Annotated in this window: 21 protein-coding genes and 1 tRNA gene; 6 read left to right on the top strand and 16 right to left on the bottom strand. The window is 54.1% G+C overall.

The features are described from left to right. Nucleotides 1–86: 86 nt before the first annotated feature. Together NB647_RS06490 and NB647_RS10650 are read right to left on the bottom strand one after the other, a co-directional pair. Nucleotides 87–407: a DUF2442 domain-containing protein gene (locus NB647_RS06490; RefSeq protein ID WP_269282494.1), complete on the bottom strand. Its 321-nt coding sequence runs from the start codon at nucleotides 405–407 to the stop codon at nucleotides 87–89. Beyond that, entirely contained in the window at nucleotides 328–618 is a 291-nt protein-coding gene (locus NB647_RS10650) for a DUF4160 domain-containing protein (protein ID WP_416143583.1), read from the bottom strand. The genes NB647_RS06490 and NB647_RS10650 overlap by 80 nt, the downstream gene beginning before the upstream one ends. A gap of 480 nt (nucleotides 619–1,098) precedes the next feature. On the opposite strand from NB647_RS10650, the gene NB647_RS06485 reads away from it, so the two are divergent. Further along, nucleotides 1,099–1,545, top strand: coding sequence for a lipoprotein (locus tag NB647_RS06485; RefSeq protein WP_269282492.1), 447 nt, complete (start codon nucleotides 1,099–1,101; stop codon nucleotides 1,543–1,545). 386 nt (nucleotides 1,546–1,931) lie between these two features. Here NB647_RS06485 and NB647_RS06480 read toward each other — a convergent pair whose 3' ends face one another. From NB647_RS06480 to NB647_RS06470, 3 genes are all read right to left on the bottom strand, one after another. Next, on the bottom strand, nucleotides 1,932–3,257 hold the full coding sequence (locus tag NB647_RS06480) for a DNA-directed RNA polymerase (protein WP_269282491.1): 1,326 nt from the start codon (nucleotides 3,255–3,257) through the stop codon (nucleotides 1,932–1,934). Between the two features lie 92 nt (nucleotides 3,258–3,349). Continuing rightward, nucleotides 3,350–3,589, bottom strand: coding sequence for a hypothetical protein (locus NB647_RS06475; protein ID WP_269282490.1), 240 nt, complete (start codon nucleotides 3,587–3,589; stop codon nucleotides 3,350–3,352). Between the two features lie 382 nt (nucleotides 3,590–3,971). After that, a tRNA-Leu gene (locus NB647_RS06470) sits at nucleotides 3,972–4,056 on the bottom strand. A gap of 552 nt (nucleotides 4,057–4,608) precedes the next feature. Between NB647_RS06470 and NB647_RS06465 the strand changes: the two genes are divergently transcribed. The 3 genes from NB647_RS06465 to NB647_RS06455 all read left to right on the top strand — a co-directional run bounded on the left by NB647_RS06465 (nucleotide 4,609) and on the right by NB647_RS06455 (nucleotide 7,103). Continuing rightward, complete coding sequence (locus NB647_RS06465) at nucleotides 4,609–5,322, top strand: LexA family protein (protein WP_269263790.1); 714 nt, start codon at nucleotides 4,609–4,611, stop codon at nucleotides 5,320–5,322. An 82-nt stretch (nucleotides 5,323–5,404) separates the two neighbouring features. Further along, nucleotides 5,405–6,163: a meso-2,3-butanediol dehydrogenase gene (gene budC, locus NB647_RS06460; protein WP_269282488.1), complete on the top strand. Its 759-nt coding sequence runs from the start codon at nucleotides 5,405–5,407 to the stop codon at nucleotides 6,161–6,163. A gap of 202 nt (nucleotides 6,164–6,365) precedes the next feature. Next, entirely contained in the window at nucleotides 6,366–7,103 is a 738-nt protein-coding gene (locus NB647_RS06455; protein ID WP_269263788.1) for a copper resistance protein NlpE, read from the top strand. 310 nt (nucleotides 7,104–7,413) lie between these two features. Here NB647_RS06455 and NB647_RS06450 read toward each other — a convergent pair whose 3' ends face one another. Next, nucleotides 7,414–8,154 carry a glutamine amidotransferase gene (locus NB647_RS06450; protein ID WP_269282487.1) on the bottom strand — a complete coding sequence of 247 codons (741 nt, stop codon included), beginning with the start codon at nucleotides 8,152–8,154 and terminating at the stop codon, nucleotides 7,414–7,416. A gap of 129 nt (nucleotides 8,155–8,283) precedes the next feature. Between NB647_RS06450 and NB647_RS06445 the strand changes: the two genes are divergently transcribed. Then, nucleotides 8,284–9,201 (top strand): LysR family transcriptional regulator, encoded by a 918-nt coding sequence (locus NB647_RS06445; RefSeq protein WP_269263786.1) that lies wholly within the window; start codon nucleotides 8,284–8,286, stop codon nucleotides 9,199–9,201. Nucleotides 9,202–9,218: 17 nt separating this feature from the next. On the opposite strand, the gene mdcH is transcribed toward NB647_RS06445, so the two are convergent. The 8 genes from mdcH to NB647_RS06405 form a co-directional block, all read right to left on the bottom strand. Continuing rightward, on the bottom strand, nucleotides 9,219–10,151 hold the full coding sequence (gene mdcH, locus NB647_RS06440; RefSeq protein WP_269263785.1) for a malonate decarboxylase subunit epsilon: 933 nt from the start codon (nucleotides 10,149–10,151) through the stop codon (nucleotides 9,219–9,221). After that, on the bottom strand, nucleotides 10,148–10,849 hold the full coding sequence (locus NB647_RS06435; protein WP_269282486.1) for a malonate decarboxylase holo-ACP synthase: 702 nt from the start codon (nucleotides 10,847–10,849) through the stop codon (nucleotides 10,148–10,150). The genes mdcH and NB647_RS06435 overlap by 4 nt, the downstream gene beginning before the upstream one ends. 4 nt (nucleotides 10,850–10,853) lie before the next feature. Further along, entirely contained in the window at nucleotides 10,854–11,678 is an 825-nt protein-coding gene (mdcE, locus tag NB647_RS06430; protein WP_269282484.1) for a biotin-independent malonate decarboxylase subunit gamma, read from the bottom strand. Further along, nucleotides 11,675–12,508 carry a biotin-independent malonate decarboxylase subunit beta gene (locus NB647_RS06425; protein WP_269282482.1) on the bottom strand — a complete coding sequence of 278 codons (834 nt, stop codon included), beginning with the start codon at nucleotides 12,506–12,508 and terminating at the stop codon, nucleotides 11,675–11,677. Before NB647_RS06425 ends, mdcE begins: the two co-directional genes overlap by 4 nt. After that, nucleotides 12,501–12,800: a malonate decarboxylase acyl carrier protein gene (gene mdcC, locus NB647_RS06420; RefSeq protein ID WP_269263781.1), complete on the bottom strand. Its 300-nt coding sequence runs from the start codon at nucleotides 12,798–12,800 to the stop codon at nucleotides 12,501–12,503. Before mdcC ends, NB647_RS06425 begins: the two co-directional genes overlap by 8 nt. 12 nt (nucleotides 12,801–12,812) lie before the next feature. Further along, on the bottom strand, nucleotides 12,813–13,667 hold the full coding sequence (locus NB647_RS06415; RefSeq protein WP_269282480.1) for a triphosphoribosyl-dephospho-CoA synthase: 855 nt from the start codon (nucleotides 13,665–13,667) through the stop codon (nucleotides 12,813–12,815). Continuing rightward, nucleotides 13,667–15,322, bottom strand: coding sequence for a malonate decarboxylase subunit alpha (gene mdcA / locus NB647_RS06410; protein WP_269282478.1), 1,656 nt, complete (start codon nucleotides 15,320–15,322; stop codon nucleotides 13,667–13,669). Before mdcA ends, NB647_RS06415 begins: the two co-directional genes overlap by 1 nt. A gap of 348 nt (nucleotides 15,323–15,670) precedes the next feature. After that, nucleotides 15,671–16,144, bottom strand: a complete 474-nt coding sequence (locus NB647_RS06405) for a methylated-DNA--[protein]-cysteine S-methyltransferase (RefSeq protein ID WP_269282476.1) — start codon at nucleotides 16,142–16,144, stop codon at nucleotides 15,671–15,673. Nucleotides 16,145–16,284: 140 nt separating this feature from the next. On the opposite strand from NB647_RS06405, the gene NB647_RS06400 reads away from it, so the two are divergent. Then, nucleotides 16,285–16,830 (top strand): GNAT family N-acetyltransferase, encoded by a 546-nt coding sequence (locus tag NB647_RS06400; protein WP_269282474.1) that lies wholly within the window; start codon nucleotides 16,285–16,287, stop codon nucleotides 16,828–16,830. A 328-nt stretch (nucleotides 16,831–17,158) separates the two neighbouring features. Here the strand turns inward: NB647_RS06400 and NB647_RS06395 are convergent, their stop codons facing one another. Both NB647_RS06395 and NB647_RS06390 read right to left on the bottom strand, forming a co-directional pair. Then, nucleotides 17,159–18,103, bottom strand: a complete 945-nt coding sequence (locus NB647_RS06395) for a DMT family transporter (protein WP_269263776.1) — start codon at nucleotides 18,101–18,103, stop codon at nucleotides 17,159–17,161. A 49-nt stretch (nucleotides 18,104–18,152) separates the two neighbouring features. Then, nucleotides 18,153–19,082: a glucose 1-dehydrogenase gene (locus NB647_RS06390; protein WP_269282472.1), complete on the bottom strand. Its 930-nt coding sequence runs from the start codon at nucleotides 19,080–19,082 to the stop codon at nucleotides 18,153–18,155. Nucleotides 19,083–19,144: the final 62 nt, after the last annotated feature.

Here is a 19,144-nt window from a genome sequence, read left to right as displayed (position 1 = left end):
CTGCCTTGCACCCACAAAGCAACACCGACGGCACCATACCGGCACAAATAGTCTTTTGCATCACATGTTCGGTATTTGTCCGGGTATTACGTTGCCCTGCTTTTAATCAATGCGTCAATATCCCCACTATGTACCGGTCTGCTCTCCAAATACAGGGTTTCCGGTGCGATATCAATATTGCCATCGCACCATGAAACGGTTTCATGCAGCTGCGCATTCCGAAAAATTTCCATGTTTTTCAGCTTCTGGAGAGCTTCACCATTCAATAAAGGCCCGACATCAGAAACCCTGTATCCGCCTGTTGTGTAATACAGTAGAAGCGAATAGTCATTCAGCGGGATAACTTCGGTTCGCCGGTTTATTGGCAGGCAGCATCGCACTGACAATGCCACCATACTCAACAGCATTTTTCCATATCCGGGAGATAAACATATACCATCCCTTCAATGGTTCGATCTTGTCCGGATTTTCCTGTCTTACAGCCTTAATCCATGTTTTATATCGTTCCTCTTCATGGATGGCACCGATCAGCGCAAGCGGCCTTTTGGGTATGGCACCCTCTAAAATTTCACCATCCAGAAATAGGACAATCTCATACTCACCGTATTTTGCATGAATATGTGGTTTGTACTATTTCCCGACATCATTAAAATACATGTAAATGATGATTTCAAAGAACTGGCCAAGTTCTGGCATGATGTTTCCCGTCCACACACCTGCAAGGAATGCAACATATCGCCATTTTACAGTAACTCGAAAATCAGTTGCATAACGGGTTCTTTAAGAAGACTCCACTCACTGATCAGTCAATAACATTATATAAAATTGCATAATGTGTGGTTAATCAGTTTTTCAAGCCATGTCACCATTCGAAAAGAATTGATGAGGATACAACAGTGGCAGGAGTTTCGATCTTTTTATGTTTCCTTTAAAATCAATAAGTTATATTGCCTATTGCGTTGATTGTGGTCGCAAAGGCGCTTTCTGTACTTTTGCTGGCTCTGATAGCATACCCTTTGCGGGGGAAATCGTGCCATCGGGTGATCGGGATGCCCTTCCAGATTGTTGAAGTAAAACTTTTGGGTAGAATTAAAACTTATGAAAAAATTTTTGATTTACTTCCTAATAACAATTTCCTTAGCAGGATGTGCCACTCCGGAATCTTTTAATAATGATTTATATCGGATAAGAGGCAGGGGTATTGATGTCGCTTTTAAAATATTCGGTTATCCATATTCCCGAACGGAGATTGGCGACAGGGTAATTTATACGTGGAAAATGGTTGCAACATCAGGAGGAATCCCTATAAGGAGAAGAGCATATAATTCTACCATGACCGATTTCGTAACATATAGATCATACACACCAATAACAACGTATCACTGCTCCCTGGCTTTGGCAGAAGAAAAAGGAAGTATTGTCGATCATGACTTCAGAGGACAGGCGGGGGCCTGCAGGCAGTTTGCAAACATATTATCCGATTATCTTGAAGCCACAGGAAATAAAGAAAAAGCAAATCCATTTTCTGAATTGTTCAATTATTGATCTGTTATTTTTCTTGAACAAAGGCAACCCCTCCGTATTCGGTTTCATTTGCTGATCGACGGACCACAAAGCCGAACGGGAAGGATTTAATTCGTTTTGAACCGTGAAAAAAACCTTTCTTTCCTTTGCACTCAAGAGAAAACTCCAGGTCTCTTTTTGTCCAGCCATAATGTTTAATGCGCAAGGCTTTCGAAGGGCTCGATATGCAGCGAGTGGATGTTTCCTGTTCCGTTGAGGGTGAGCCCAGCGGAAAAAATTCGGGGAACTGATTGTCCGGAATTTCTGATTTTTCATCCTGCGAGATTTTTTCACACTATAAAAACTGATGAACGATTTATTGATCGCACAAAATGCATTGAAATCTCTCGCCGTACTTCAAATACGAGCTACTGTAATGCTGATTTTCCCGGCAAGGTGATTGCTGGCTTTCCTGAACAGGTAAAGGACAACAGTTCTTCATTCATTCTGGTCTTGCGGACACAGTCTTCTATCAACTGCCCGGCAAAACCCAACTGTTTGCTGCCATAACACAGCGTCATGACCGCCCGTTTCGTCACTTTACGGTTGATTCCGAACTCGAGCCATTGTGCAGCCAAACTTTTTGTTCCTTCGACAAACTTTGGTTTATCCTTCACGAGCTTCAGTTCATCTACCGTCCCGTTTTCCAAATGATGATTGACGGCTTTCAGGACTTCTTCTGCTACCATCGCATACACGTCCGAAGGTTTGTCTCCCGGTAACAGGTTGACCGCAGCCCCCACTTTTTCATCCTTGAGCATGGCCGAATAATGTTGCAGCCCGGAACAGGAACCATCAAATGCTACCGGGATTTTGGAGACATACGCCTCACCGTACTTGACGAATCCTTCCCAGTCCTTGCACCACGCCAGAAACTGCCAGGGCTTGTCCACCTCATAGCCTCCGATTTCACCAAACCACTGCCGGTTGTCGTAAGGATTTTCGGCAATCGCCAGAATGACATCCTCATTATCCAAGATGAAATTCACCCGATCTTCAAAAGATACCTTGTCGTTCCCTATCAGCCCTGCCCCATGTACGGCCAGCCATTTCCAGCCTTCCGACTCCAAGGGTTTGCCGTTGGCGAATCTCAGCAATGCCTTGGTGGTATCCGATCCCTGACAGGATAACGGAGAGACTGCATATACCCTGCCCCGAAAATCAAGCTGATGTGGCTGATAGAATTTCTTGTACTGTGCGTAGCGTCTGGCGATGTCCAGTATGATTTCAAAGTGGGCTCGCTTTGATCGGTTGGCGGTGTTGATAAGATAAACTTCGTTGGCTTCTCTCCGGTATTTCAGCTGCGCTTGCGGGTTCGTCTCGATGTCAAAAGGCTTTTCGGGTAACGGTATGCCATCTTTCAGGGGCATTTCCCCTGCCTGTATTCTGTTATCCCGGAAAGTCTGCATGACTTCCAGTGCCCACGTATTGATCTGCCAGGCCGTGTTCCGGATAGCGTTGACCGCTTCATAGACAACAGGCATGTCTGCTTTTTCCAGAGTCCCGAAACAGGCTCTCGCCCCACGTTTGACCAATCTCAGCGGCTTGATATCTGAAGACAGGTAGCCTCCGTCATAAGGGGTTGTCCAGTTCTTCGGTCTGACCACCATCGGCTCATACACAGGACGCAAGCCACCCAGAAAGTCCATCCTCTCTTTCATCCATTGCAAAATTTCCGGCAGGGCAGTCAACATTTTGGTCTCCTACTTCCTTTCCGGATATCCACAACCTGTACGAGACCTAAGGATGACTGGCAAAGCGCTATCAACTTCATGCCGATATGCAATCACGTCTTTTCGCCCCACCGAACAAATTCAATATATTCTTTGGCAATTTTGAGTAAGTAACAGCGCCTGTTATGGTCAGATGTGCGCTTTTTGGTACCTGCTTCGATGCGCTTATAGAGCGCATCCTCTTCTTCACGCACCTGTTTGAGCACGACTTCATCTTCAACATCCTGCCCGACAGACAAGGCAACGCGGGACAACGGCGTTTCGCCTGAAATACCTGCAACGATCTGGCACAATGTCAAAAAAGCAAACGTTTCCGATGGAATGTCCTGAACATACTTTATGGCAATCGCCCGGCTGCTTGCCCTGCCCTTGTCAGCTTCTTCTTTCCTCTTACCGACAGTTTTGCGAATGCCGCAATTTTATGACCAATGAGTTCCTTTCCTGCAACAGTGCAATACTCGGATTGGCGGCGTTTACCAGCCGTTTGACGCTCCTCGCGGCATATCGGCTTCAAGCCCGATTTCCACATCAAGCAGGTTTTTCCGCTGTTCTGACATGCTGTCCTCTCCATGTGGTCACATGCCATTTTTACGACCACGCTCAAAATTAAACCTGGATTGATTGAGCTGTGCAGTTTTCTGGAGGGAATTTTGAAGTGGTTGCTAACCTGTTAGATGGTGCGGATGGCCGGACTTGAACCGGCAAGGATTTCTCCGAGGGATTTTAAGTCCCTTGTGTTTACCAATTTCACCACATCCGCCCGTTTGACTTTGATTCTATTTTAATGGACACAAAGTATTTCGAGTCTCTTGTGTCTGCCAATTTCACCACCCGGGCAATGGTCAGGCATTGTAACAGATCGGCATGGCGTTATAAAAGGCTTTTTTGTTCTCTGCCAGAGCAGGAAAAATTCGAAATTCGGTTTTTTTCTACTCATTCTTCGATAAAAAATGGTTTGAAACTCCGGCAGACGGGACTATGTCAATAACAGTTTATAAACAGTTGAATATTTACAAAGTTGATAATAATCTGTCAGATATTTTTATTTGCGTAGTTAGTTATCATTAAGTGAAAATATCGGGCTTAATGATTGTAAATCCAGAACATTTTTTCCACCTGTTTCCGACAGGAAGAAGTGCTACAGGTTCTGGAAAGGAACGAATAAATGGCCTTTTCGTGAATGAAGGCATTTTTGTACGCAGTTGTTTGATATTTTTCTGATGGTTTTTAAACATATTGTTTATTCAAGTGTCAAACAAGCCGTGTAACACAGGACGGGCAAATTTCAGAAAATGCATGTATGCATGAACAAATGAAACGTCTATATGAAGCGGCAAAGGTTCTGAAGCATGTATACGGGCAGTCGGAACTGGCACGTTTGTTTAACGTGTCGCCGCAAACGATCCATAACTGGCAGGCAAGAGGCATTTCAAAACAGGGAATGCTCAAAGCGCAGGAAATGGTCGGCTGTTCGGCTTCCTGGCTGGAGACCGGCATGGGACAGATGTCTCTTATTCAGGCATCTTCGATTATGGTCGGGAACAACATCCAGATTCCCCTGATCACTTCCGAACAGGCGGCCAGATTCAGCCGGACTTCCCGCAATTCCGCCCTGTTGCAGGAACCGCGTGCATGGCTTTTTACCCAGTTGTCCCTTTCCGCACGGTCTTTCGCCATGGAAACGTCGGGATCCGCCATGGCGCCGGAATTCGAGGAAGGCGACTGGATCATCGTGGATCCGATGGTCGAACCCGAACCGGGCGATTTTGTCGTGGCAAGATATGGAACGAAAGATACGGCCATTTTGAGGAAGTACCGTCCGCGCGGGCTGGATGCTTCGCACAAGATGCTTTTCGAACTCGTTCCCTTAAATGATGACCATCCCTGTATCCGCTCGCATATCGATTCGGTTGAGATAATCGGAACGGTAGCCGAGCATCGCAAGTTCAGGAAAAAGAAACCGGATTGTGCCGGAGGGAATTCATCCGGGGATACCGTTTTTTGGTCCAGACCAAAAAGAACGTGATTATTTCCTTTGCCGCTTGTACTTCGGGCCATGATGGTTTACGGTGACCATGTATGGACATAACCCTTTAAAGGAGGCAACGATGGATCGTTTTGCAGGTAAAGTGGTTGTTATTACGGGAGCCGCCAACGGCATCGGTGCGGCGGCAGCCAGACGGTTTTCTTCCGAAGGCGCGACGGTCGTTCTGGCCGATTACGTAGCAGGCGATGTCATGAAAATGGCGGCCACCCTTCCGGAGGACAGGACGACGGCCATGGTGGTCGATGTGTCTGATCCGAAAGCCGTCGAGAAAATGATAGAGGATACCGTCAGAAAATACGGAAAGCTCGATGTCATGATCAACAATGCCGGGGTACATGTGGTCGGATCGGTTCTGGAAACCTCGCTGGATGACTGGCGGCGCATTTCCGGCATCAATATCGACGGAGTGGTTTACGGGGCCAAGTTTTCCCTGCCCCATCTGATCAGATCGAAAGGCTGCATGATCAATACTTCGTCCGTGTCCGGACTGGGCGGCGACTGGGGTGCCGCTTTCTATTGCGCATCCAAGGGAGCTGTCGCCAACCTGACCCGTGCCATGGCACTGGATCATGGACTTTCCGGCGTACGCATCAATGCCGTTTGCCCCAGCCTGGTCAAAACCAATATGACCAGCGGTTTCGATGTCGCGGTTCAGGAAAAATTCAATGAACGCATTCCGCTTGGCCGTGCGGCACAACCGGAAGAAGTGGCTTCGGTCATGGCGTTTCTGGCGAGCGACGATGCCAGTTTCGTCAACGGGGCCTGTATTCCGGTCGATGGCGGAGCGACCGCATCGGATGGCCAACCGAAAATCGCATGACATCTGTTGTGTACGGAAGAGCCGGGGGTGTCCCGGCTTTTTTTGTCGCGGATCGGACCGGCAGCATCTTTCGGGCCGGTTTTTCCGTTTTTTGTCCGGTTTCTGATATGGGTCACTTCATCTTCGGGAGACTGCGTTAGCCTTGGCGTGTTTTCTGAATCCTTTCAAACGCAGGTTTTTTTAAAACACCCTGGAGATGCATATGAAACGATTTTCTTTATTTCTGTTGAGCCTCTTTATGCTGGCGATACTGGCGGCCTGCAGCAAGTCGGAAAAAGATGTGGCACCGCCGCAAGGTATGTATGCCGGAACATTGCCATGCGCCGATTGCCCGGGCATCAAGACGGCCATTACGTTCGATCAGGACGGTTCGGTCGTCGAAACCCAGCTTTATGAAAATACCGATGGCGCTTCCCTTTCCCAGGGCGGCACCTGGAAAATGGACAAGGGAATCGTGACGGTCACTTTTCCGTTCGATACCCAGTATTTCATTGTCAAATCGGCTGATGCGATCGAAATGACGGACAAGGACGGCAAACGTTCCGAAACGTTGTCCGAACAGTATACGTTAAAGAAGGTGGCACCCAAGGTCGCTTCCGACTTCGCCGGCCGCTACCGGCTCGCCGGCGACCGGATGCTTGACGGAAGCGGTGAAACATTGACTATTCTGGGCAATGCGCAAAACGGTGTGACCGTTACTTTTTCCGCCGATGGCGTAGAGGAAGGCTGTACTTTCAACGGACAGGGCAAAATCGTCAACGATCAGGTCGAAATTCCCCTGCAAACGGTCAATCCCGATCTGAAGAGTACGCTGGTTATCCGTTCGACCGGTCCGGATTCGATGAATGTTTTCACCTCCAAGGCGAACGACAAGAACGATCTGGGATTGTTCTGCACGAACGGCAAAACGCTGGCCGGCGATTATGTCAAGGCCAAATGAAGCCTGACGGCATAAAGGAAAACGGCACCCGGGCGGTGCCGTTTTTTTTATTTTTTCCAGAGGAAGAAGGTGGTTTTTGCAGGCAAACCACAGTGACGGCTCCGGACGAAAACGGGACAGGCGGTAAATATTGGCGGATGGCGCAAGCGGGATACACGTTGTGTTTAAGGCGGTCTGAAACTGTCCGTATTTCCGTAAAAACGGTGAAAATCCGTTTGTCGTACCGGCAGAGAGTATGACCGGAAATAAAGCTAACTATTTCACCAGTGTGTCCTGCCGGTTGCGCCGGTAGCAAAATATGGATGCCATCTTACCCGATATCTTCGACGATACGGCAGAAATTGTGCAGTATTTTCCGAGACCAGAGTGTTTCAGGGATGATGGTACAAGTTGTCAATCCGTTTTCTCCGGCGTCATCGGTACAGGCGGCTTTCAGGATGTTTGCCGTGAATTCGGGGTGAAACTGCACGGAAAAGGCGCTGGTTCCATAACGCAGCATCTGGCAGGCATCCTTTTCCGATGTGGCCAGCACGTCACAGCCGGAAGGTGGCACCAGAACGCTTTGCTGGTGGAAAAGATACGCCGGGAACCGGTCGGGAAAACCGTCCAGCAGCAGGTTGTTCCTGCCTTTTTCAGTCAGCGTCACGTTAAAAGTGCCCTTTTCGCCGCCTTCGGGGTTGTCGCCGACCGTACCACCCAGTGCATGGGCCATCAGCTGGTGCCCGTAACAGACCCCGAAAAGGGGGATATCGAAAAAAAGAGCCTGACGGATCCATTCGGCGGTTTTCTCGCTCCAGGGCTCCTCGTCGGTCACCATGCTCCACGAACCGGTGATGACCGCTCCGGATACGGCGGTGGGAACCGGCAGTTCCTCGTCTCTCCAGGGATGTACCACGTCCGCTTTCTTGCCGATTTCGCCCAGTGCGTCAAGAAACCAGCGGGAAGCCGTCCCGCACTGTTCCGGTATTTTTCCGGGAGGTATGCCCATGTCGATAATCAGAATCGCCATTTTTCTTTCCTGTTCGTTGTTTTGTATATTGTAGTGTGGCATGCATGAAATATGCCAGAGCGAATTCTGCCGCATGACGTGGACAACGCCTGTCCGGAAGGCGAAAATAGAAAACGTTGCGAAACAGGGTATGGAACTGTCTGCCTGCGGTTGAGTATTTTTCTGTGAAATATGATCGATAGTGAACTGACAATCCGCAAGCTGGAAATTTTTCTGGCTTTCATGGAAAAACGGAATATCGCCCGGACGGCTGAAATGCTCGGCATCAGCGGGGTGAGTGTCCACCGTGCCCTTCATTCGCTCGAAGATGTGCTGAGATGCCCTCTTTTCGTGCAGGATGGGCGCAATCTGCGTCCCCTGCCCGCTGCACGGACGCTGGCGCATTATGCCAAAGAGATGGTTCTGGTGATTCGCCGGGCAATCGACGCGACGCGTGAGGCGGCGGGTTATGGCCGTGGCCGGATGAAACTGGGATGTCTTTATTCCCTGACGACGGAACTGGTGCCGCGATTGATCATGGGATTGAAGCGCAGACGTCCGGAAATGGAAATCGACCTGTCGATGAACTCGAGCCGCGAACTGCTGGCGCAACTCAATGAAGGACAACTCGACGCCATTCTGGTATCACTGCCCGGAAAGAAGGTAGAGCTGGCCGGTCTGGAAACGCTGCCGTTGTTCGAGGATACATTTTATCTGGCTGTCCCGCTCTCGTCTTCGGTTCCGCTGGCGGAACCCGTGGAACTGGCGGATCTGAAGGAAGAAAAATTCGTGACCATGAACGACGGTTTCGCGACGGCGCAATGTTTCAGCGACGCGTTTGCGGAAGCCGGGTTTGAACCGGTCGTCGTGACCCGCCTGAACGATATTTTTTCCCTGATGAACATGGTGCAGGCCGGGGTCGGCCTGTCGCTGGTTCCGCGCCGTATCGGAAAGGTATTCGACAGTTCGGTGCGTCTGGTGGGGCTGGCGGAAAAATACCGGAAGAAACAGACGGTTGCGCTGGTTTTCCCGAAAAGCCGTGAACGGGATCCGGATATTCTTGCACTCGTGGCAGAGGCGCGCATGATGGCCCGTCATTCCACCGGCTGACGGGCCGGCGCTTCTGGTCAGCCTGTTTTCAGCCGCCTCACCAGTTCCAGAACGGTTTGCAACGGTTGTTGCTGGCAGGCGATGGCTTCGCCCTGTTCCATGATCCGTTTCGCGAGTCCTGTCAGAACCGATCCGGGCGGCATTTCAACCGCCAGCCGAACGCCTCTTTCATAGGCCGCCGTCATGGCGTCGGCCCAGTGAAGGGGACGTGCCATATTGAAGGCCAGATCGTCGGCGATGCGTTCGGGTTGCCAGAGTACCCGGCCGGTACTGCCGCTCAGGTAGGCGATGGACGGCCGCCTGAGGCGGATGTCGCGAAATGCTCCGGCCAGTATCCGGGACGCTTCACCCAGCAACGGACAATGGGAAGGGACGGCGACGGCCAGCCGGTCGGTTCCGGTCGCGCCTTTTTCACGCGCCAGTTCCAGTACCCGCCTCATGGCCTCATCCGAACCGGCGATCACGAACTGGTCGGCGGCGTTGAGGTTGGCGACGAAAACGGGATGTTCGGGTGAATGGACGGCTTCAACCAGTTCCCTGACGGACCGTTCGGGCAGGCCGCCGATGGCGGAAAGGCCATATCCTGCAGGACAAGCATTTTCCATCAATTCCCCACGCAGGGAAACCAGCCTGAGGGCATCGTCGAAGGCAAGCGCACCGGAGGTCACCGCTGCGGGAAAAGCGCCGATCGACAGTCCGGAAACGAAGTCCGGCATGCTTTTCTCGCGGATCAGCCAGTCGGCGCAGGCCACTCCCGCGATCAGAATGCAGAGCTGGACGGCACGCGTCCGCCCGAGTGCTTCGGCGGTGTCCAGCGTCAGGACATTCTCGCCGAGGACGTCACCTGCCCTGTCGAACCAGTGCTTGCAGGAAATGACCCGGTCGAGTTCATGCAGCATGCCGGGAATCTGCGCTCCCTGTCCGGGAAATGTGAAAAGAATTCTGTTCATGATATTTCTCGCTTGGCAGATTGGACTGATCGCCAGGGATCGGTAGTCAGTATCGGTCCGTGATCCGTTTTCAGCAGAATGCGGCAGCCGGTACCTTCCCCACGCCGGCGCAACCATTCTTGCAACGCAAATGCACCGGTCGGCGTCTCGATCTGGATGTCCGTCCTGCATGACAGCGCAGCCAGTTTTCCGGCCAGTTCCTCAAAAATCGCAGGGTTGACCGGTTCCGGACAGCGGATGAGCAGATCGAGATCGCTGTCGTCGTGCATGACCGGGGTGCCGGTTGCCAGGGCATACCCACAACTGCCGGTGACTCCCCAATGCCATGTTTCCATCCACTTCGCCAGATGCAGGAGTGCCTGAACCGGCCGGGTATTCGCAAAGGGAGACGTGGCCAGCTTGCCGGTATCCGATACCAGGGATTCGGGAGAAACGATCTTTCGGACCGATTCCGGGGAAATCCATGCCGCTGCCCGTTCGGCCCGTGTTTTACCGCGGATGCCGATCGGGATCAGGCCGCTTTTCCGGTCGTCGCGTCTGACGACGACCGGCATGTCGTCATGCCACCGTGAATCGACCCATGACGGCAACGGTTTCCGGGAAACGAATGCTTCCCTGCCGGCAATCCACAGCAGATCGTGAGGCCGGCAGAGCAGTCTGCCTGTTGGTCCTGACGATGGCATGACGGCGGATTTCATGGTGTCATTCCCGCCACTGTTCGCGCATCCGTTCGCGCACAAGCGATGTACTGGCGCGGTTGGGCGAACCCAGACGGTTGGACAGGGTCACACCGCCGGCGCGGGTGCTTTCGATCGCCCGAAGTACCGCATTTCTGGCATTCTCCACTTCCACGGCAGTCGGATGCACAGGATCGGCGACGTCGATCAGCTCTTCCAGCAGACCGAGTGTTTTGTAGTTGGCGATGTCATAAGCCATCGGCGGGATGGCGGAAGCCAGTTTTTCCAGTGCCTCGACCGTCCGCAGGGTGATCCGGGCCGCGGACGCCTTGCCCATGGCATGAATCATGACACCCCTGTCGTTGATGGCGATCAGCCGGTTGGCCTGATACCCGTGTGCCAGAAAGGCGCCGGACATGGCCTTGCCCACGATCAGCCCGATAACGGGGTGCCCTGCCAGCCGCGCCGTGGCATAGGCTCCCGCTGCGGCGGCCAGTGCCAGATGGATGCCGAATGCTTCTTCCCTTCGGCCATATGCCTGGCTGGGAACGTCGATGATGGCGAGAATGGTCCGCTTCACGGATTTTCCCCGGTCCTGTTCGACAGCTTCGGCGACTGTCTTTCCGAGAGTCCAGCCTTCCAGAAGCCCGACCTCGCCCCGGACGGCACGGGGGTAATGGTTTCCGGGATCGGGAACGACGGCAATGGCACGGACCGGCTCACCGTGCAATGTGCCGTCGGCGACTCTCACGGAAGGGCATTGCCCTGCCCGTTGTACAAAATCGCCAGCGAGCAGGTCAAACCAGATGTCGCCACGACTGGCGCCGTTTGTTTTGTCGGGGGTATTCATGAGCGATCTCCTTTTCCGAATAATTCCGCGGTGAGTCTGGCGTCTGCCTGCTGGCGGGTATCGAAAGCGTTCAGTTTCGAGAGATAGCCGTCAATCTGTTCGCAGCGCAGGCTGCCGGGACGTCCTTTTTCGATACAGGCGATAGTGGCTGTCTTGACGGCAGAGAGAGAATCGTCCACAAGCGCGTCGACAAAACCGTTTCTGAACCGGGCTTCACCACCTGTCAGGCTCCAGATGAACGGACGGTCGCGCGAGTCGTATTCTCCGATGCCGGCTTCCTGCTCGATGACCTGTGGGCCGTTCAGCCCGAGGCGTGCTTCGCGTGTCACGATCAGATAGCTGCACAGGGCTGCCGCGATCGACATGCCACCGAAACAGCCGACGGTGCCGGCAATGATGCCGATGACCGGCACATGGCGTCGCAAATCGACGATGGCGGCATGAATGTCGGCAATGGCCGCCAGTCCGAGGTTGGCTTCCTGAAGGCGTACCCCGCCGGTTTCAAGACAGAGGACGGCCTGTGTCGGAATGCCGTTTCTGTTATCTTCCACCGCCAGTTCCAGGGCAGCCGCCATTTTGGCGCCGGACACTTCGCCCATACTGCCGCCCTGGAAAGTTCCTTCGATAGCGATCACGACGGCCGGTTTTCCCGAAAGAGTGCCTTTGGCGACGACCATGCCGTCATCGGCCTGTGGAATGATGCCTTGTGGTTCGAGCCAGGGCGACATGACATAGTCGAACGGCCCGAGCAATTCCCGGAAGGTTCCGGCGTCCAGCAGTCCTCTGGCCCGGTCACGGGCGGACAGTTCGATAAAACGGGTGTCATTCATGGTGAGCCTCCTCGAAAACCTGTTCGATTCTCAGCCGGGCGACACCGGGTGTCGCACCGAAATCGTGGATGACCAGCCGGCCGGCAGGCAGGGAACGGCCGCCGGCCAGCCGTTCGAAGAGCCGTTGCCAGCGGGGTGTGCTGCCGTCAACCGATGTGGTGATGGATATGGCCAGTTTTCCGGCCGTATCCGGTTCGAACAGGGCTTCCATGTCGCCGGAACCGACGACACCGGCCAGCGCTTTTTTTCCGGCTTTTCCATAGCCGGGATATTCCAGTGTGATACGTTCCATCTTTTTTCTCCTTTATCGGACAGCCACGCTGTCCAGAAACAGTGATGCCGCCAGCAGATCCGCCGCTCCCCCCGGGGAAACGCGGGCCGACAACATGGCGTATTCCAGCGCATCGAAGGCTTTTTTCCCTTCCACCGTGCCCATGCCGCCGGCCGCCAGCACGGCTTTCGCTCCGGCATGCATGGCATCCAGCGCAGCGGGGCCACCCCGTGAAAGCACGCAGGTGTCGGACAGCGAGGTCATGATCGCCAGCAGTGCATCGATACGTGCCTCTTCTTCGCTGGCACCCTGCTGCCGGCTTTCGGCAAGCCGGGGCAAGGCCAGCTGCGTGATGTGCGGAAAGCCGCTTTGGGCTTCTTCCCGGGCACCGGGAACCTTGTACCGTCCGGTAACGTAGCGTCCTTTGGAAAACGCCGGAGGACAGGCGGTATCGTCCAGACATGCCAGACGGGCGGCCGTCCGGGTCATGTCGTCGGCAGTGGCAATTCCATCGTGCATGGCACCGGCCGTCACCAGAAGACCCAGTGCCCAGATAGCTCCCCGATGGGTGTTGATGCCTCCGGTCGTTTTCATCATGGTTTTCTCCCCTTCCCGGCCGATGGCGCCGATCCGGCGTCTCAAGGCCGTGTCCGGACGGCGGGACCATCCGGCCAGTGCCATAGAGAGAAATGCCGTTTGCAGGCTTTTTGCGGAAGCCTCGAGCATGGGCAGATCCATGTCGTCGTGCGAGCCGCTGCCGCGTGCATCGACCAGTCCGGGCTTCGGGGACAGCCGTGCTTCCCCGATCAGGGCATTTACGGCATGACCGGCCAGCCGCCGGGCGACGGTTTCGGCACGGGTATCGTTTGACAGGGTCAAGGTATCCATTACCAGCTCCTGAAACGGGATGGCGGGTTATACAGACCGCCCGACCATTCGACCAGTTCGGCGATACTGCCGGCTGCCAGCAGCGAACGTCTGGCTTCGGTACGGGCGATGCCGAGATCCTCCGGGAAAGCGATCTTGTTTTCCCTTCGCAGCCGTCTGACCGTTTCGGGATCGGCTGTCATGCCGATTTCGGTGATACCCGCCACGGCAGCCACCATTGCCTTGCGTTCCTCAAGCGATTTCGCACGGTAAAGATAGGCGATTCCCTCTTCCGTCAGGACATGCGTCACATCGTCGCCGTAAATCATGACCGGCGCCAGCGGCATGCCGGATTCTTTTGCGACCTCGACGGCATCCAGACTCTCGACGAATGTCGGGCTGGCGCCGGACTGGTATGTTTCGACCATCTGCACGACCAGTTTTCTGCCGCGTTCCAGCGGATCGTTTCCTTCCATCATGTCCAGCCATGCAGGCGTGGCATGACGGCGTCCGTGCGGGTCATGTCCCATGTTCGGTGCGCCGCCGAAACCGGAAACACGGCCTTTCGTGACAGTCGATGAATTGGCGGCGCCATCGACTTGCAGGGTGGAACCGATGAACATGTCCACGGCATACTGTCCGGCCATCTGGCAGAAAGCCCGGTTCGAGCGCATGGAACCGTCTGTGCCGGTGAAAAAAATATCGGGCCGGGCGGCGATATAGTCTTCCATGCCCAATTCTCCGCCGAAACAATGGACGGTTTCGACCCAGCCGGATTCGATGGCCGGAATCAGCGTCGGGTGCGGATTCAGTGTCCAGTGTTTGCAGATTTTCCCTTTCAGGCCGAGCCGTTCGCCATATGTCGGCAACAGCAGTTCGATGGCGGCGGTATTGAATCCGATGCCGTGATTCAGGGACTGGACCTGATGCTTCGCGTAAATGCCCTTGATCGCCATCATGGCCATCAGGATATGCACTGGCCTGATCAGGCGCGGGTCACGGGTGAACAACGGCTCGATAAAGAAAGGCTTGTCCGCCACGACCACGAAATCGACCCATGAACCGGGGATATCGACCCGTGGCAGATCGGCTTCACTGTCGACCAGTTCATTGACCTGGGCGATGACGATACCGTTCCTGAAGGCAGCCGCTTCCACGATGGCCGGGGTATCTTCCGTGCCAGGGCCTGTGTAAAGATTGCCGTTTCTGTCGGCCTTGTAGGCGGCGATCAGGGCTACATTCGGAATCAGATCGACGAAGAGTCGCGAATACAGTTCGATGTAGGTATGGATGGCACCGACTTCCAGCAGACCGTCTTCCAGCAGCTGCGACATGCGCAGGCTCTGGGCGCCCGAATAGGAAAAATCGATTTTCCGGGCAATACCCTTTTCGAACAGGTCAAGATGTTCGGGCAGGCTGACGCTCGGCATGATCATGTGCAGATCGTGCAGTTTGCCGGGATCGGTCTGTGCCAGCATACGGGCCAGAAAATCAGCCTGTTTCTGGTTGTTTCCTTCCAGAACGACCCTGTCGCCCGGTGCGATCAGTTTTTCCAGCATGGCGGGAAGATCGCCGGACGGAAGGACTTTGCCGGCCAGTTTTGTCCGGCTGATCCGGTTTCTTTTTTCCTGTCGCCGGGTGTCCCATTTTCCCGGCGAAACGGTTTGCTGCATCATGGAATGTCTCCTTTCGTTTGACGATTCGATGATGCCAGCATAGATGCCGCCGGGTATCCAATCAATCAAGAACATGTTTTGTTCATTAGCCTGAAAGTAATGATTGGATGTAGAAAAAAGAAAATCATGCCGAAACAGCATGAGGTTTCATCTCATGTTCTACATAAAATGAATGTTTTATATTTTTGAAAAACATGAGTTATTGTCATGACAAAAAACCGTAAGCGAAAAGGCGAACAAAAAGAAAGTGACAGGGCTTCGGAAGAAACATTCCGTTTTTCATGATCCTGCCGGAAGGCGACCGGATAGGTTTGCGGTCATGTGTGGCGACAGGTCCGGTTTTTCGCGTCAGGAAGAATACCGTTTTTCCAGATCGAGCAGTTGCCGTTTGATTGGCAGGCCACCGCCGTAACCGGTCAGTGATCCATCCGATCCGATGACCCGGTGACAGGGGACGACGATAGCGACGGGATTGTTGTGGTTGGCCATGCCGACGGCGCGGCAGGCTTTCGGCTGGCCGATCTGGCGGGCGATGTCGCCATAACTGCGCGTTTCACCGTACGGGATCGTTTTCAGCGCTTCCCAGGTTTTCATCCGGAAAGGCGTTCCGGACATGTCCAGCGGCAGATCGAATGTTTTCAACCTGCCTTCGAAATAGGCGGAAAGCTGGGAAACGGCCTCGGCGATCAGGGATGTTTCCTTTTCGACGGCATGGATGGCGGGTTCCGGCGGCCTGTTCAGCTTGATGCGGACAATTTTTCCGTTTTTTTCCATGATGGTCAGTTTTCCGATGGCGAACGGGACAGTCCGGTAGCAAAGCATGATGCGTTTCCTCTCTGATATTGTCCGGATACTGTACCGTTTTTTCCGTCCGGTTCCAATCGTCTCGCACAGGGCATGATTGCAGATGCCGGATATCACCGGTGATTGGTGAAACGTGCGGACTGTGCCATACTGGACGAATGAAACAACCGTCGACAGAACAGATCGTTATCCGTCAGGAAACTCCGGCCGATTACCGGGCGGTCTTTGATCTCGTCAGCCGAGCATTCGGGAATGCGGAACATGCCGATGGCGACGAACCGTATCTTGTCGGGCGATTGAGAAAAAGCGGTGCCGTCATCGAAGAACTGTCGCTGGTCGCCGAAGTGGACGGCCAGATCGCGGGACATATTCTTTTTACCGAAGTCAGGGCGGGCGATACGGTGCAGCTGGCGCTGGCACCGTTGTCCGTTCTTCCAGTCCGGCAAAACCGGGGGATCGGCAGCCTGCTGGTCAACGCCGGGCATGAGCGTGGAAAACGGCTGGGATACGATTATTCCATCGTACTCGGGAATCCCGGCTATTATTCCCGTTTCGGTTATTTCCCCGCTGGTCAGATCGGGCTGAAAGCGCCCTTCCCGGTTCCCGACGGCTGTTTTATGGTGCACCCCTTGCAGGGGAAAACCCCCGTCATTTCTGCCATCGTCGAGTATGCAAACGCGTTTTTCCAAAAAGATGCCTGCTGATTCTCTCTGACGCAGGAGTGCTGTTACGATGCCTGTCTGTTCCGGACATGCGGCGACAGGGTCCGGCAGATGAATGGCTCGCACGCCATCCGGCTGAAGTCTTTCCGGACAGCTCGTGCAATGGCTGACGGTTTTTTCCGTTCCGGCCGGCCGCGATGTTTCATTTTCTCCCGTTACCCTGTTTTCCGCGGAAAATGGATTTGTCCGGTATTTTGGCAAAACACTGTCCGCTTCGTCAGCCAAAAACGTTACATGAAATCTTGCTGCCCGCAGCCGAACAGAACAGGAGGCAAGGTCAAACGGTTTTTCCCGCAGTGAAACGGGGAGATCATGTCGGTGTTTTGCCCTTTTTGTGCTGTTCGACGGCTTTTTCCGCTTGCAGGCGGTTGCGGTTTTGCGTCACGAGAAAGACGCCGGTGAAAATGAAAGCGACGGCGACCGTTTTCATCAGCGTGAATGAATCCATGCCCCACATGACGGCCACGACACTGGCCGCCATCGGCTGGACGTAATTGTAGATACTGACGGCAGTCGGCCGCAGGCGTTTCTGTCCGACAGACATCAAAAGATAGCTGATGAATGTTCCGCCGGCGACCACAAAGGCGATACCGGCGATGAAATGCCATTCCAGTGCCGCCCAGTCTGTAGCCAGCATTTTGTCCCAGGTAAACGGCAGAAGGGAAAGTGACGAACCGGTGAACATCCACTTCATGATGGTGATCGGAGAATACCGGCCAATCAGGCCTCTGAAGAAAATGAGATAAATGGAGAAGCTGAGCTGGGCGGTCAGGATCAGCAAATCCCCCCAGATGTTGCTTCCGTTTCCTGCGGAAACCTGCTGGCCGCCAAATACCAGAAGAATGGCGCCGGTGGCTCCGAAAACGATTCCGGTGATTTTTCTGCCCGTGACCGGTTCTTTCAGGAAAAAGGCGGAAAGAATCAGGGTCAGGATCGGCAGGCTGGTTGTGATGATGGAAGCGTCGATCGGCGATGTCAGGCTGACGCCGAAAATGAACGAGCCCTGGTTGAACACGATGGCGAATTGCGAGGCCAGCAGCAACAACAGCAGGTCTTTCCATGATACGGGATCCCTTTTCAGGAAAAGGGAGAGCGTCCAGAAAAGAACGGCGGCCCCCAAAACCCGGCAGTCGGTCATAACCATCGGGGTAACGGCACCGCCGGCCATGACCATTTTGGAAACCGGCGACATGATGCCCCACATGGAATTGGCGCCGAACATGGCGGCATGGCCGGTCAGTTTTTCCAGATTCATGATTTCCGTTCGGGAAGTTTGCTTTTTCGGACGGGAATGGACTATACCATCAATAGGCGGTCCATGCGCCATCGACCGTCAAAATGGAGCCGTTGACGAACGAGGCATCATCGGAAGCCAGAAACAGGACGGCTTTGGCGATCTCGTCCGGAGAAGCCTTGCGCCGGTTGGTGACATAGCCGGCCGTTACGGCGTTTTCGATGTCTTTCCAGCGGGAGATGGTCACGTCGTGCAGGGTTTGCGATCTGGCCAGCTTTTCACTGTTTGCCCGGATGCCGGTTTCCACCCTGCCCGGTGCGACGGCATTGCAGCGGATGTTCTTGTCCTTGTAGTTGAACGCCACGTTTTTTGTCAGGCCGATAACGCCGTGTTTGGAGGCGATATAAGCCGCGCCGCCTCCCCTTGCGCCCGTATAGCCGGCAATGGAAGCGGTATTGACGATGACGCCGCCGTTCTGTTTTTCGAAGACGGGAAGTGTTTTGCGGATGACGCGCATGGGGCCGGTCAGGTTGGTGGCGATAACCCTGTCCCACAATTCGTCGGTGACTTCGCCCGCCGGCACCAGCATGTCGAAAATGCCGGCATTGTTGACGAGAATGTCGAGCCGGCCGTATGTCGATACGGTTGTATCGACCATGCGGGAGACGTCCTGTTCGCGGGCGACATCGGCGGTGACGGCCAGTGCCTGTCCCCGTGCGTTGCGGATGGTTTCTGCGGTTTTTCCGGCCGAAATTCCGTCGATGTCCGCCACGACGACGGCAGCCCCCTCTTTGGCGAACAGGAGGGCGATTTCCCGCCCCATGCCTGATCCGGCACCGGTTATGAGCGCCACTTTATTCGCCAGTTTTCCGTTTTTGTCCGGGACGGTTTCACCGGCGGCGGCCGCGAGAGCCATGCCGGACGAGATCAGTGCGAGCGACATGGCCAGCGTGCGGTAAAACCTCGCCAGCCGTCCGTATGAATTCTGAAAACCGGTCATGATGCAATCCTTTTCATGAAAGTGTATCGGTTTGCCAAAATTAGCATTACCACAGGTGAAGA

Source organism: Oxalobacter aliiformigenes (assembly GCF_027116575.1).
GTDB lineage: Bacteria > Pseudomonadota > Gammaproteobacteria > Burkholderiales > Burkholderiaceae_D > Oxalobacter > Oxalobacter aliiformigenes.
Note: the sequence above shows the minus strand (reverse complement) of the source record. Positions and strands in the feature narration are given on the sequence as shown.

What these genes read in the sequence shown, in the direction of transcription:
- NB647_RS06490 (WP_269282494.1), bottom strand. Translation starts at nt 407, where the DNA reads ATGCTGTTGAGTATGGTGGCATTGTCAGTGCGATGCTGCCTGCCAATA.
- NB647_RS06485 (WP_269282492.1), top strand. Translation starts at nt 1,099, where the DNA reads ATGAAAAAATTTTTGATTTACTTCCTAATAACAATTTCCTTAGCAGGA.
- NB647_RS06480 (WP_269282491.1), bottom strand. Translation starts at nt 3,257, where the DNA reads ATGTTGACTGCCCTGCCGGAAATTTTGCAATGGATGAAAGAGAGGATG.
- NB647_RS06465 (WP_269263790.1), top strand. Translation starts at nt 4,609, where the DNA reads ATGAAACGTCTATATGAAGCGGCAAAGGTTCTGAAGCATGTATACGGG.
- budC (WP_269282488.1), top strand. Translation starts at nt 5,405, where the DNA reads ATGGATCGTTTTGCAGGTAAAGTGGTTGTTATTACGGGAGCCGCCAAC.
- NB647_RS06455 (WP_269263788.1), top strand. Translation starts at nt 6,366, where the DNA reads ATGAAACGATTTTCTTTATTTCTGTTGAGCCTCTTTATGCTGGCGATA.
- NB647_RS06450 (WP_269282487.1), bottom strand. Translation starts at nt 8,154, where the DNA reads ATGCCACACTACAATATACAAAACAACGAACAGGAAAGAAAAATGGCG.
- NB647_RS06445 (WP_269263786.1), top strand. Translation starts at nt 8,284, where the DNA reads ATGATCGATAGTGAACTGACAATCCGCAAGCTGGAAATTTTTCTGGCT.
- mdcH (WP_269263785.1), bottom strand. Translation starts at nt 10,151, where the DNA reads ATGAACAGAATTCTTTTCACATTTCCCGGACAGGGAGCGCAGATTCCC.
- NB647_RS06435 (WP_269282486.1), bottom strand. Translation starts at nt 10,849, where the DNA reads ATGAAATCCGCCGTCATGCCATCGTCAGGACCAACAGGCAGACTGCTC.
- mdcE (WP_269282484.1), bottom strand. Translation starts at nt 11,678, where the DNA reads ATGAATACCCCCGACAAAACAAACGGCGCCAGTCGTGGCGACATCTGG.
- NB647_RS06425 (WP_269282482.1), bottom strand. Translation starts at nt 12,508, where the DNA reads ATGAATGACACCCGTTTTATCGAACTGTCCGCCCGTGACCGGGCCAGA.
- mdcC (WP_269263781.1), bottom strand. Translation starts at nt 12,800, where the DNA reads ATGGAACGTATCACACTGGAATATCCCGGCTATGGAAAAGCCGGAAAA.
- NB647_RS06415 (WP_269282480.1), bottom strand. Translation starts at nt 13,667, where the DNA reads ATGGATACCTTGACCCTGTCAAACGATACCCGTGCCGAAACCGTCGCC.
- mdcA (WP_269282478.1), bottom strand. Translation starts at nt 15,322, where the DNA reads ATGATGCAGCAAACCGTTTCGCCGGGAAAATGGGACACCCGGCGACAG.
- NB647_RS06405 (WP_269282476.1), bottom strand. Translation starts at nt 16,144, where the DNA reads ATGCTTTGCTACCGGACTGTCCCGTTCGCCATCGGAAAACTGACCATC.
- NB647_RS06400 (WP_269282474.1), top strand. Translation starts at nt 16,285, where the DNA reads ATGAAACAACCGTCGACAGAACAGATCGTTATCCGTCAGGAAACTCCG.
- NB647_RS06395 (WP_269263776.1), bottom strand. Translation starts at nt 18,103, where the DNA reads ATGAATCTGGAAAAACTGACCGGCCATGCCGCCATGTTCGGCGCCAAT.
- NB647_RS06390 (WP_269282472.1), bottom strand. Translation starts at nt 19,082, where the DNA reads ATGACCGGTTTTCAGAATTCATACGGACGGCTGGCGAGGTTTTACCGC.